This is a genomic window from Kitasatospora sp. NPDC096140 (assembly GCF_040303045.1).
Taxonomy (GTDB): Bacteria; Actinomycetota; Actinomycetes; order Streptomycetales; family Streptomycetaceae; genus Kitasatospora.
Window position 1 is genome coordinate 122,528 of the sequence record NZ_JBEOUW010000001.1, and the last position, 12,285, is coordinate 134,812.

Below are 12,285 nucleotides of genomic sequence, written 5' to 3' on the forward strand. Positions count from 1 at the left end.
CCCGGCGCGATCCCGGTCGGATCCCGGGCTGCTCCTGCCCCGTCCCGGGCCGCTCCCGCCCCGGCCGGGGACCCCTCCCGGTGCGCGCCCGGCCCGACCCTGCCGACTGCCGTCCGCGCCGTCCCGCCCGGGCCGCACGCGTCCGCGGCCGCACCCGCGCGTGCCGCCCGGAACGACGTACGGTGGAACCGGAGGCCGTGTCATGCACGTCACCGGAACCCACTTCACGCACTTCGCCGACCGCACCGACGCCGGACGGCGGCTGGCCGCACGCCTCGGTCACGTGGGCGGCCCCGGGACCGTCGTCGTGGCGCTGCCGAGGGGCGGGGTGCCGGTCGCCGCCGTGGTGGCCCGGGCGCTCGACGCGCCGCTGGACATCTGTGTGATCCGCAAGCTCGGCGTGCCCTACCAACCCGAGCTGGGCATGGGGGCGATCGGCGAGGACGGCGTGCGGGTGCTGAACGAACAGGTCATCCGGCTCGCCTCGGTCACCGACGGTCAACTGGCCGAGGTGGAGCGGCGCGAGCGCGCCGAGCTGGAGCGCCGGGCCCGCCGCTACCGGGGCGACCGCCCGAGCGCGGACGTCCGCGGACGCACGGTGGTCGTGGTGGACGACGGCATCGCCACCGGGTCCACCGCCCGGGCGGCCTGCCGGATCGTCCGGGCGCGGGGCGCGGCCCGGGTGGTGCTCGCCGTGCCGGTGGCGCCCCGGGACTGGACGGACCGCCTGGAGGAGGTGGCCGACGAGCTGGTCTGCGTCGACACGCCGTCCCCGTTCTTCGCGATCGGCGAGTTCTACGCCGACTTCTCGCAGACCGAGGACGCGGAGGTGCTACGGCTGCTCTCCGAGGCCCGGGCCCGGGAGCAGGAACGGGAACGGGAGCGGGAGTCGGATCCGGGGAGCCCGGCTGCGGCCTCCGCCGGGGTCGACCGCGAGCTGGTCCTGCCCGCCGCCGGGGTCCTGCTCGCGGGCCGGCTGACCGTACCGCCGGACGCGCGGGGCGTCGTGGTCTTCGCGCACGGCAGCGGCAGCGGCCGGCACAGCCCGCGCAACCGGTACGTCGCCGAGTACCTGAACCGTGCCGGGCTGGCCACGCTGCTGTTCGACCTGCTCACCGAGGCCGAGGAAGCGGACCGCCGCAACGTCTTCGACGTGGGACTGCTGGGCTCCCGCCTGACCGCCGTCGCCCGGCAGCTGAACCCCCGGAGCGACGCCCCGCCCGAGTCCGGCACCGTGCCCGGGACCGACGCCCCGCCCGGGTCCGCCACCGTGCCCGAGACCCGCGGCCTGCCGCTCGGCCTGTTCGGCGCCAGCACCGGGGCCGCCGCCGCGCTGCACACCGCCGCCGAGCTGGGCCCGGCCGTGCGCGCCGTGGTCTCCCGGGGCGGTCGCCCGGACCTCGCCGGGGCCGAGGTCCTGGGCCGGGTGAGCGCCCCGACGCTGCTCGTCGTCGGCTCCCTGGACACCACCGTGCTCGACCTCAACCGGCGGGCCGGGAGTCGGCTGCGCTGCGAGAGTGAACTGTCGGTGGTGCCGCACGCGACCCACCTCTTCGAGGAGCCCGGGACCCTCGACCAGGTCGCTGAGCTGGCCCGGAACTGGTTCCTGCACCACCTCCCCGAGCGCGGTCCCGGGGCCGGGAACCCGTGAACGACCCCTCGACGGTGATTGCGCAGACTTCGTGTATCCCCGGGAAGCGGCAGCACATTTTGCGCAGTGCGAGGCGGGAAATCCTGACCAGCTTGTACACATTGAGCAGTGAAAAACCGACCTGTTGCCCAACCACCCCGACAGGAGCAAGCTCTCCGCAACCACACCGCCCACCCGTACGCGGTGCGGCCGCGATCCAGCGGAAGCCTCGAAGACGAGGCCCGAAGTGGAGGAACGAGCGATGACCACGCAGTCCCACGCCCTTGAGTTGACCCCCGAGGAGCGCGAGGCCGGTCTTGACGCCGACCAGCTGCGCCGCCTCGTCGGCCTCGTCGAGCACGACCAGGCCACCGACCCGTTCCCGGTGACGGCCCAGGACGCGGTCGTCTTCGTGGTCGGCAACGCCACCCAGACGGCCCAGTTCTACCAGGTCGTGTTCGGCATGGAGCTGGTCGCCTACTCCGGCCCGGAGACCGGCCGCCGGGACCGCAAGGCGTACGTGCTCCGCTCCGGCTCCTGCCGCTTCGTGATCAAGGGCGGCGTCCAGCCGGACAGCCCGCTGCTGGACCACCACCGCCGCCACGGCGACGGCGTCGTCGACCTCGCCCTGGAGGTCCCGGACGTCGACAAGTGCATCGAGCACGCCCGCGCGACCGGCGCCACCGTCCTGGAGGAGCCGAACGACGTCTCGGACGAGAACGGCACCGTGCGCCGCGCGGCCATCGCCACCTACGGCGAGACCCGCCACACCCTGATCGACCGCTCCCGCTACCACGGCCCGTACCTGCCGGGCTACGTCGTCGCGCAGAGCAAGGTCAAGCACCCGGAGGGCTCGCCGAAGCGCCTCTTCCAGGCCCTCGACCACGCCGTCGGCAACGTCGAGCTGGGCCGCATGGACGAGTGGGTGTCGTTCTACAACCGCGTCATGGGCTTCGTGAACATGGCCGAGTTCGTCGGCGACGACATCGCCACCGAGTACTCCGCGCTGATGTCCAAGGTCGTCGCCAGCGGCAACCACCGGGTGAAGTTCCCGCTCAACGAGCCGGCCATCGCCAAGAAGAAGTCCCAGATCGACGAGTACCTGGAGTTCTACACCGGCCCCGGCTGCCAGCACATGGCGCTCGCCACCAACGACATCCTCACCACCGTGGACGTGCTGCGCTCGCGCGGCGTCGAGTTCCTCGACACCCCGGACGCCTACTACGACGACCCGGAGCTGCGCGAGCGGATCGGCAAGGTGCGCGTGCCGATCGAGGAGCTGAAGAAGCGCGGCATCCTGGTCGACCGCGACGAGGACGGCTACCTGCTGCAGATCTTCACCAAGCCGATCGGCGACCGCCCGACCGTCTTCTACGAGTTCATCGAGCGGCACGGTTCGCTGGGCTTCGGCAAGGGCAACTTCAAGGCGCTCTTCGAGTCGATCGAGCGCGAGCAGGACCGACGCGGCAACCTGTGAGCGTCGGAGAGCTCTGACGGACGGTCGAGGAGGACCACGGAGATGGCGTACTACCGGCAGCTGGGCAGCATCCCGCCCAAGCGGCACACTCAGCACCGAACCCCCGAAGGCGGGCTGTACTACGAGGAGTTGATGGGCGAAGAGGGGTTCTCCTCGGACTCCTCGCTGCTCTACCACCGGGGCATCCCCTCGGCCGTGGTCAACGCGGTGCCCTGGGAGCTGCCGGACCAGTCCACGGTGCCCAACCACCCGCTGCTCCCCCGTCACCTCAAGCTGCACGAGCTGTTCGCGGGCCAGGAGTGGAAGTCCGCGGACGTCGTCGGCAGCCGTCGGCTGGTCCTCGGCAACGGCGACGTGCGGATCTCGTACGTCGCCGCCGGGGCCCCCAGCGAGCTGTACCGCAACGGGCTCGGCGACGAGTGCGTGTACGTGGAGTCCGGCGCGGGCACGGTCGAGACGGTGTTCGGCTCGATCGAGGTCGGCCAGGGCGACTACGTGATCATCCCGCGCGCCACCACCCACCGCTGGGTGCCGACCGGCGACGAGCCGCTGCGCGCGTACTGCATCGAGGCGAACAGCCACATCACCCCGGTGAAGCGGTACCTGTCCAAGTACGGGCAGCTGCTGGAGCACGCGCCGTACTGCGAGCGGGACTTCCGCGGGCCGGTCGGCCCGCTGGTCGTGGACGCGCCCGGGGACGTCGACGTGCTGGTCAAGCACCGCGGCCCGAACGGGATCGCGGGCACCCGCTACACCGTGCCGCACCACCCCTTCGACGTGGTCGGCTGGGACGGCTGCCTCTACCCGTACGCCTTCAACATCAGCGACTTCGAACCGATCACCGGCCGGATCCACCAGCCGCCGCCGGCCCACCAGGTGTTCGAGGGCAACAACTTCGTGATCTGCAACTTCGTCCCGCGCAAGGTGGACTACCACCCGCTGTCGATCCCGGTGCCCTACTACCACGCCAACGTGGACAGCGACGAGGTCATGTTCTACTGCGGCGGCGACTACGCGGCGCGCAAGGGCTCGGGCATCGCCCAGGGCTCCATCTCGCTGCACCCCGGCGGGCACACCCACGGGCCGCAGCCGGGCGCGTACGAGCGCAGCATCGGCGCGGAGTTCTTCGACGAGCTCGCCGTCATGGTGGACACCTTCCGCCCGCTGGAGCTCGGCGAGGGCGGGCGGGCCAGCGAGGACGCCAACTACGCCTGGACCTGGGCCGGTCGGGGGCCCGGACGATGAGCGGACTGCCGTCGGGGGGTGTCATCCCCGAGCTGTTCCACGGACTCTTCGACGACGCGGCGGTGTTCCCACCGGGGAACCTGCCGGTCGCCGAGGCCGTGCCCGCACACCGCGTCCACCGCGCGGCCTGGTACGCCGAGGCCGTCGGCCCGCTCCTGTGCGGGGCGGGCCGGCTGGGCGAGTTGGCCGCGGCGGTGGCTGCCGCGGGCGGTCCGGCGGGCGCAGCGGGCGCGACGGGTCCGGCCGCCACGGGCGGTCCGGCGGGCGCGGGCGGCGACTCGCGGCTCAGGGTCGGGCTGGTGCTGCCGGGGGGCAGCGCCGAGCTCGCCCGGGCGCTCGCCGCCGCCGCGTCGTTCGACCTGGCCGGTGTCGAACTGGCCACCCGGGACGCCGCCGAGGCGGTCGCCGAGCTGGACCGGCTGCTGCCGCCGGACGTCCCGGCCGCCGTCGAGCTGCCGCGCGAACTCCTGCGCGGGGACGACCTGGACGCCGTCCTGGACGTGCTGGTGGACAGCCCGTACCGGGCGAAGTTCCGCACCGGCGGGCTGGTCGCCGAGGCGTTCCCGGACGAGGCGGAGCTGGCCGCCTTCCTCACCGGCTGCGCGCAGCGCGGACTCCCCTACAAGTGCACCGCCGGACTGCACAACGCCGTCCGGCACACCGACCCGGAGACCGGCTTCGAGCACCACGGCTTCCTGAACGTGCTGCTGGCCGCGCAGGAGACCGACCGGGCCGCGGCCGCGGAGGTGCTGGCGGAGCGCGACGGCGAGGCCCTCGCCAAGGCGGTGCGTGCACTGACTGATCGTCAGGTTACGGTGATCCGCAACTCGTTCACCGCGTTCGGCACCTGCAGCATCGCCGAGCCCCTGGGCGACCTGGCCTCGCTCGGCCTGCTGTCGTCGCCCACTCCACCGCACCAGGAGGACCGTTGACCACCCCCCGCAGCTGGCTCGCCAGCGCCCAGGACTCGCCGTTCGGCGTGCACAACCTGCCGTACGGCGTCTTCACCGCCGCCGACCAGCCCGGGCGGCGCCGGATCGGCGTGCGCGTCGGGGACTTCGTCCTGGACGCCGGGGCGGCGGCCCGCGCGGCCGGTGCGCCCTCCGCGCTGCTGGACGCGGACTCGCTCAACCCGCTGATGGCGGCCGGGCGGCCGGTCTGGACCCGGGTGCGGGCGGACCTCACCACGTGGCTCACGGACGAGTCCTTCCGCGAGGCCCTGTCGCCGGCCCTGCTGCCGGTGGCCGAGGTCGAACTGCACCTGCCGTTCGAGGTCGCCGACTACGTCGACTTCTACGCCTCCGAGCACCACGCCACCAACCTGGGCCGGATCTTCCGCCCGGGCTCGGAGCCGCTCACGCCCAACTGGAAGCACCTGCCGATCGGCTACCACGGGCGGGCGGGCACGGTCGTGGTCTCCGGCACGCCGGTGGTGCGGCCGCACGGGCAGCGCAAGGCGCCCGCCGACCCGGCGCCGAGCTTCGGGCCCTCGCGCCGGCTGGACATCGAGGCCGAGGTCGGCTTCGTCGTCGGCACGCCGTCCGAACTGGGCAAGCCCGTCCCGCTGGCCGACTTCCGCGAGCACGTGTTCGGTGTCTGTCTGCTCAACGACTGGTCGGCGCGCGACATCCAGGCCTGGGAGTACGTGCCGCTCGGCCCGTTCCTCGGCAAGTCCTTCGCCACCTCGATCTCGCCGTGGATCGTCCCGCTGGACGCCCTGCAGCACGCCCGCGTCACGCCGCCGGAGCGCGACGTCGAGCCGCTCGCGTACCTGGACGACCGGGACGGCGAGCCGTGGGGCCTGGACCTGGCGATGGAGGTGCGGCTGAACGGGCACCCGGTCTCCCGCCCGCCGTTCGCCACCATGTACTGGACGGCGCAGCAGCAGCTGACCCACATGACCGTCAACGGCGCCTCGCTGCGCACCGGGGACCTGTTCGCCTCGGGGACGGTCAGCGGGCCGGAGCCGGAGACCCGGGGTGCGCTGATCGAGCTGACCTGGAACGGCGAGGAGCCGGTGAAGCTCCCGGACGGCACGACCCGGACGTTCCTGGAGGACGGCGACGAGGTCGCCATCACCGCCACCGCACCCGGGCCGGACGGGGCCGTGGTCGGCTTCGGCGAGGTGACCGGGCGGGTGCGGGCGTAGCGACGGCTGCCCCCACCCGGGCACATGACGGACGACGGGTGACAGCCGACAGGCGACGGATGACGGATGACAGCTGACAGATTTCATCATCTGTCAGCTGTCATCCGTCTGTCGCCTGCCGTCATCCGCTGTGCCGCACCGCGCCGGCGGCCGCGGGCGGGAACGATCTCCGGCCAGGTGATCACAACGGCCCGGCCTCCCCGGTACGGTGGGCGGCGGAAGTCCATCACCGAGGGGACGGGAGCGGGCCCGATGAGCGCAGAGGTGGCAGAGGTCCAGGCATTCCTGGAGAGCGGGATCGGGCGGATCGTGCTGAACCGTCCGCGGGCGCTCAACTCGCTGACCCACGGCATGATCGGTGCCCTGCGCGCGACGCTGGACGACTGGGCCGCCGACGACCGGGTGCGCGCCGTGGTGCTGACCGGCGCGGGCGAACGCGGCCTCTGCGCGGGCGCCGACATCCGCGCGATGCACGACGACGCCAAGGCGGGCGGAGCCGGCACCCGGGCGTTCTTCCGCGACGAGTACCGGCTGAACGCGCTGATCGCCCGGTACCCGAAGCCGTACGTCGCCGTGATGGACGGCATCACGATGGGAGGTGGCGTCGGCCTGTCCGCCCACGGCGCGATCCGGATCGTCACCGAGCGCTCCACCGTCGCGATGCCCGAGACCCGGATCGGGCTCGTCCCGGACGTCGGCGGCAGCCGCCTGCTCGCCCACGCGCCGGGCGAGTTGGGCATCCACCTCGGGCTGACCTCGGCCTCGATGGGCCCCGGCGACGCGCTGCTGTGCGGGTTCGCGGACCACTACGTGCCGTCGGCCCGGATCCCGGAACTGCTCGACGCCCTCGCCCGCAGCACCTCCGCGAACGCCATGGCGGGCGGCACCAGGGCCGGTGACACCACCGCCGATACCGCCGCCGCCACCGCCGCCGTCAGGGCGGTCGTCACCGCGCACACCGAGCCCGCACCGCCCGCCGCCCTGACCGGGCAACGCGCCTGGATCGACGCCTGCTACGCGGCCGACACCGTCGAGGAGATCGTCGAGCGCCTGCTGAACTCCGGTGTCGCGGAGGCGAAGGAGGCCGCCGGGCTGGTGCTGGCGAACTCCCCCACGGCGGTCAAGGCCACCCTGGCCGCGCTGCGCCGGGCCCGTACGCTCCCCTCCCTGGAGGCCGTGCTCGACCAGGAGTACCGCGTCTCCTGCGCCGCGCTGGACGGCCACGACCTGGTCGAGGGCATCCGCGCCCAGGTGGTCGACAAGGACCGCAACCCGCGCTGGGAGCCCGCCACCCTCGCCGGAGTGACGGACGCGGACGTCGCCCGCTTCCTCGCCCCGCGCGACGGCGACGAGCTGGGCCTGGCCTGACCCTCCGGGCCGTCTCCCGGCCCCGTGACCGGCGTCTCGCATGTCAAGACTGGCGCGGAACAGGGCACGTCGTAGATCGTTGGGTGGTCAGGGCGCGCCCGCGCGGCGCCGAGCAGCAGACATGGGAGTCGACGGCGATGACCGAGACCGAGACCTACGAGACGATCCTGGTCGAGCGCAAGGGCCGGGTGGGGCTGATCACGCTCAACCGGCCCAAGGCGCTCAACGCGCTGAACACCCAGCTGATGAACGAGGTGGTCGCGGCCGCCACCGCATTCGACCGGGACCCGGAGATCGGCTGTCTGGTGATCACCGGCTCGGAGAAGGCCTTCGCGGCCGGCGCCGACATCAAGGAGATGCAGGGCAACCGGTTCCCGGACGTCTACCTGGACGACTGGCTGGGTCCGTGGGACCGGCTCGGTGCGCTGCGCAAGCCGGTCGTCGCGGCGGTGGCCGGATTCGCGCTGGGCGGCGGCTGCGAGCTGGCGATGCTGTGCGACATCCTGCTGGCCGCGGACACCGCGAAGTTCGGGCAGCCGGAGATCAAGCTCGGTGTGATCCCGGGCATCGGCGGCTCGCAGCGGCTCACCCGGGCGGTCGGCAAGGCCAAGGCGATGGAGCTGTGCCTGACCGGCCGGATGATGGGCGCCGAGGAGGCCGAGCGGGCCGGCCTGGTCTCCCGGATCGTCCCCGCCGACCAGCTGCTCGCCGAGGCCCTGGCCACCGCCGAGACCGTCGCGGCGATGTCCGCTCCGGCGGCGGTCATGATGAAGGAGAGCGTCAACCGGGCGTTCGAGACCACCCTCGCCGAGGGCGTCCGCTTCGAGCGCCGGCTCTTCCACGCGGCCTTCGCCACGGCGGACCAGAAGGAGGGCATGGCGGCCTTCGCCGAGAAGCGCCCGCCGTCCTTCACCAACCGCTGACCAACCGCTGACCAGCGGCGGACGACGACCGACGGACGACAGCTGACAGATTTCAGATGATGAAATCTGTCAGCTGAAGTCTGTCGACCCTCACCCGTCACCCAGCACACCCGCCACCGCCCGTCCCACCCGTCACCACCCGTTCCGCGCAGTCACTCCTCCAGCGCCACCGTGTTCAGCCGGGCGAGCCCGCTGCGGGTGGCAGCGACCACGATGCGGTCGCCGGGCGCGAGCTGCCGGGTGCGGTCCGGGAGGCCCCACTGCAGCTGCGCGCCGCGGGCGAAGCGGACGGCGATCACCCGGACGCCGCCCGGGTCCTCCAGGTCGTGCCGGTTCAGGCCGATCAGCCCGCTGCCGTCCTCCACCGTCAGCTCGGCGATCAGCAGCGCGTGCCGGAACACCGAGAGCGTCCCGCGCACCTCGCGCCCCATCAGCGCCGCCGCGAAGGCCGGCGCGGCCAGGTAGGAGACCGACCGCGACGCCGCGTTGTCCAGGGTCTTGTAGAAGTGCCCGGCGAAGTCGTCGTCGAACAGCCGCACCACCACCCGGACTTCGGGATTGCCGTGCCGCGCCTCCAGCGCCGCTTCCAGGTTGGTGGCGTCGTCGCCGCTGACCGCCACCAGCGCCCGGCTGTGCTTCAGCCGGGCCCGGCGCAGCTGTTCCTCGAACGGGCCGTCGCCCATCACCACCGGGATCCCGAGCGCCCGGACGGCGGCGACCCCACGCGCCTGTGGGTCCCGTTCCATGCAGACCACCGGCACGCCCAGGTCGTGCAGCTGGGTCGCGACGCGGGTGCCGACGTTGCCCAGCCCGACGACGATCACGTGGTCCCGGGTGCCCGCCCCGGGGTTGCGCGGCTGACCGCGCCGTCCGGAGCCGAGCACCTCGACCGCGATGGCGGTGGCGACCGGTGCGAAGGTGATCCCGCAGATGGTGATCACCACCTGCGCGACCCGCTGCCAGAGCCCTCCGGTGCCCGTCCCGGCGGCGATGTCGGCGAGCTGGTCGGGCTGGGCCGCACCGGCCAGGTCGAGCAGCGAGACGTAGACGGTCCAGCCGAAGTCCCGGTTGAGGTACCAGAGCACGCCGAAGGACATCAGCACGGCGGCCAGGGCGGTGAGCAGCACCAGCCGCATCCGGGCGCTGGTGAAGAAGCGCATGGTGTCGAGCAGCCGCCAGCGCAACCGCCGCCGCCAGTCGATCGGCTCCCGGGGCTCGATCGGCAGCACCTGCAGCGCGGCGGTGCCGCCCGGTTCCTCCTCCGGTCCGGGGCCGGCCTCGGGCACCGGTTCGCGCCGTACCCCGCCGGGGCGGATCGGCCCGTCGTCGCCGAACTCGCTCGCGAGCCGGACGAATTCGGCCGAGTCGCCCTGCTGCGCGGGCAGCAGCCTGATCCTGCTGAGGTCCTGCCGGTCGATCTGGTCGGCGACCACGCAGATCCGGTCGGAGGTGATGGCGTCGTCGAACGCGATGTGCAGGTAACGCCCCTCGATCTCGACCGAGTTGGGCCGCCCGAGCGCGGCGGCGGCGAACGCCGGGGCGGCGGTGGCCGATCCGGAGAGCGCGGCGCCGTTCCTGAGCAGCCGTTCGATGTTCTCGCCGAGCCGCTGGTTGAACATCCGGAACACGATGCGGATGTCCGGGTTGTGGTTCTGGGCGCTGAGCGCGGCGTGGATGTTCTCCTGGTCGCTGCCCTCCACCAGGGCGAGTCCGCGGGCGGTGCCGATGGACACCGCCCGCAGGGCCTCGTCGGTGATGCTGGTGTACTCCACGACCGCGGCGACGCCGTCGAGTTGCTCGATCCGCGGCGCGTGGTCGCGGGTCCGGTCGGCGACCAGGACGACGACCGGGACCTCGTAGTGCTCGACGAGCTCCAGGATCAGTCGGTGCGCCAGCGCATTGCCCCCGCAGACGATGTAGTGCTGGCTGATCGGCTCGACCGGAGGGGTCCCCCACCCTTCAGAAGTCATACCGCCGGATGATATCGACGGCAAGTGTCCGGAGGATGTCATTCCGGTGGCCGCGGCGGATCCCCCGAACGGCCTTATCCGACAGCCCTGAACGGCCGAATCCGGCGCGCGGCGGGGCGGCGACGCGCAGAGGCTGGGGCTCGTCCTCTACCCCCGCCCGAGGAGTTACACCACCGTGGTCTCTCCGATCATCACCCCCGACGGTTCCCCGGTCCAGGGCCCGCTCGGCATGCTCGCCAAGGCCGCTTGGCAGGTCCTGCTCGTCGCCGGGCTCGTCTCACTCGCCCTCGGGATCGTGGTCTTCGCCTGGCCCGAGGAGACCCTGAGGGTGGTGGGCGTGCTGTTCGGCCTCTACCTGCTGGTCATCGGCATCGTGCAGCTGGTCGCCGCGTTCGGCACCCACGCCGCCACCGCGCTGCGGGTCCTGGCCTTCATCAGCGGCGCGATCTGCGTGATGCTGGGGCTGCTCTGCTTCCGCAGCGCGGCAGAGTCGTTGCTGCTGCTCGCGCTCTGGATCGGGATCGGCTGGCTCTTCCGCGGCATCACGCAGCTGGCCGCCGCGATCTCCGACCCGCAGATGCCGGCCCGCGGCTGGCAGGCCTTCGCGGGCGTGGCCAACACGCTGGCCGGCGTCCTGCTGATGGTGTGGCCGGTCGGGTCGATCAAGGCGCTGACCGTCCTGGCCGGATGCTGGCTGCTGATCCTGGGCCTCATCGAGATCGTGACGGCGATCCAGATGCGCGACCGCGCCAAGCACATCCCGTCCGGAGTCTGACCCCACGGACCTCCGATCGGCGGATCGCAGGGGCTGCCGCTTCCGGCCGGGGCCGCCCCCAGGCGCCGTTACGGGCGCGGGGCGTAACCGAGCCGGAAGGTGGCGGCCTCCAGTCGTTCCGGATCGAGCCGGACGTCGGTCAGCCGCTCGGCCAGGGCGAACGCGGCCTCGGTGTGCAGCTCGTACCGCTCACCGCCGAGGTCGAAGCCGCAGGCCGTCAGCAGCTCGGGGATGCCGGAGGCAGCGGCGTCCGAGCCGTGCCGCTGGTCGGCGAAAAGCGGTTCGAAGTGGAGGCGGCAGCTGCCGTGCTCCCACCAGTGGAAGCTGTCCGCGGCGTTGACGTTGCGGTAGTGCGAGACCAGCCGGGTGCCGTCGGAAAGCCCGGGGACGAGGTCGTGGAGGCTGCCGAGGTACCCGTACGGCTCGACCGCGAGGGCCCAGCCGTCCAGCTCGGTGACGGCGACGAGCAGCCGGTCGTCGTCCTCGCCGAGCAGGGCCGCGGCGTCCTCGTCCTCGCCGTCATCGAACGTCTCCCAGGCCTCGATCACCGCGTCCAGGCCGGAGACCTCGCGACCGGGCAGGGCGTCGAAGCGGCGCAGCAGTTCGTCGGCGGGGATCCCCTGGACGTGGGTGAGGCAGTGGGCCTCGCCCAGGACGGGGTAGCGCTGCTCGAACCAGGTGTAGTCGGTGGCGTGTGCGGCGGTCATGCCCCGATGATGCCGGACCTCACCGACACCACCGGGGCCGG

10 protein-coding genes are annotated in these 12,285 nt (G+C 72.8%); 8 read left to right on the top strand and 2 right to left on the bottom strand.

Translation table 11 applies throughout. The annotated features are described in order from the left end of the window. Window positions 1-202 precede the first annotated feature (202 nt). The 7 genes from ABT048_RS00570 to ABT048_RS00600 all read left to right on the top strand — a co-directional run bounded on the left by ABT048_RS00570 (window position 203) and on the right by ABT048_RS00600 (window position 8,792). Window positions 203-1,651 carry a phosphoribosyltransferase family protein gene (locus ABT048_RS00570; protein WP_350519061.1) on the top strand — a complete coding sequence of 483 codons (1,449 nt, stop codon included), beginning with the start codon at window positions 203-205 and terminating at the stop codon, window positions 1,649-1,651. Between the two features lie 241 nt (window positions 1,652-1,892). Beyond that, a complete protein-coding gene (hppD, locus tag ABT048_RS00575) occupies window positions 1,893-3,107 on the top strand; it encodes a 4-hydroxyphenylpyruvate dioxygenase (protein ID WP_350519062.1) in 1,215 nt (404 codons plus the stop codon). Window positions 3,108-3,149: 42 nt separating this feature from the next. After that, window positions 3,150-4,352 (top strand): homogentisate 1,2-dioxygenase, encoded by a 1,203-nt coding sequence (locus ABT048_RS00580; RefSeq protein ID WP_350519063.1) that lies wholly within the window; start codon window positions 3,150-3,152, stop codon window positions 4,350-4,352. Further along, window positions 4,349-5,284: a hypothetical protein gene (locus ABT048_RS00585; protein WP_350519064.1), complete on the top strand. Its 936-nt coding sequence runs from the start codon at window positions 4,349-4,351 to the stop codon at window positions 5,282-5,284. Before ABT048_RS00580 ends, ABT048_RS00585 begins: the two co-directional genes overlap by 4 nt. Beyond that, complete coding sequence (gene fahA, locus ABT048_RS00590; protein ID WP_350519065.1) at window positions 5,281-6,501, top strand: fumarylacetoacetase; 1,221 nt, start codon at window positions 5,281-5,283, stop codon at window positions 6,499-6,501. Before ABT048_RS00585 ends, fahA begins: the two co-directional genes overlap by 4 nt. 252 nt (window positions 6,502-6,753) lie before the next feature. Continuing rightward, on the top strand, window positions 6,754-7,869 hold the full coding sequence (locus tag ABT048_RS00595; protein ID WP_350519066.1) for an enoyl-CoA hydratase/isomerase family protein: 1,116 nt from the start codon (window positions 6,754-6,756) through the stop codon (window positions 7,867-7,869). 137 nt (window positions 7,870-8,006) lie between these two features. Beyond that, a complete protein-coding gene (locus tag ABT048_RS00600; RefSeq protein WP_350519067.1) occupies window positions 8,007-8,792 on the top strand; it encodes an enoyl-CoA hydratase in 786 nt (261 codons plus the stop codon). 152 nt (window positions 8,793-8,944) lie between these two features. On the opposite strand, the gene ABT048_RS00605 is transcribed toward ABT048_RS00600, so the two are convergent. Further along, window positions 8,945-10,762 (bottom strand): NAD-binding protein, encoded by a 1,818-nt coding sequence (locus ABT048_RS00605; RefSeq protein WP_350519068.1) that lies wholly within the window; start codon window positions 10,760-10,762, stop codon window positions 8,945-8,947. A gap of 175 nt (window positions 10,763-10,937) precedes the next feature. On the opposite strand from ABT048_RS00605, the gene ABT048_RS00610 reads away from it, so the two are divergent. Then, window positions 10,938-11,537: an HdeD family acid-resistance protein gene (locus ABT048_RS00610; protein ID WP_350519069.1), complete on the top strand. Its 600-nt coding sequence runs from the start codon at window positions 10,938-10,940 to the stop codon at window positions 11,535-11,537. A gap of 68 nt (window positions 11,538-11,605) precedes the next feature. Here the strand turns inward: ABT048_RS00610 and ABT048_RS00615 are convergent, their stop codons facing one another. Next, window positions 11,606-12,244 carry a DUF6461 domain-containing protein gene (locus ABT048_RS00615; RefSeq protein ID WP_350519070.1) on the bottom strand — a complete coding sequence of 213 codons (639 nt, stop codon included), beginning with the start codon at window positions 12,242-12,244 and terminating at the stop codon, window positions 11,606-11,608. Window positions 12,245-12,285 lie beyond the last annotated feature (41 nt).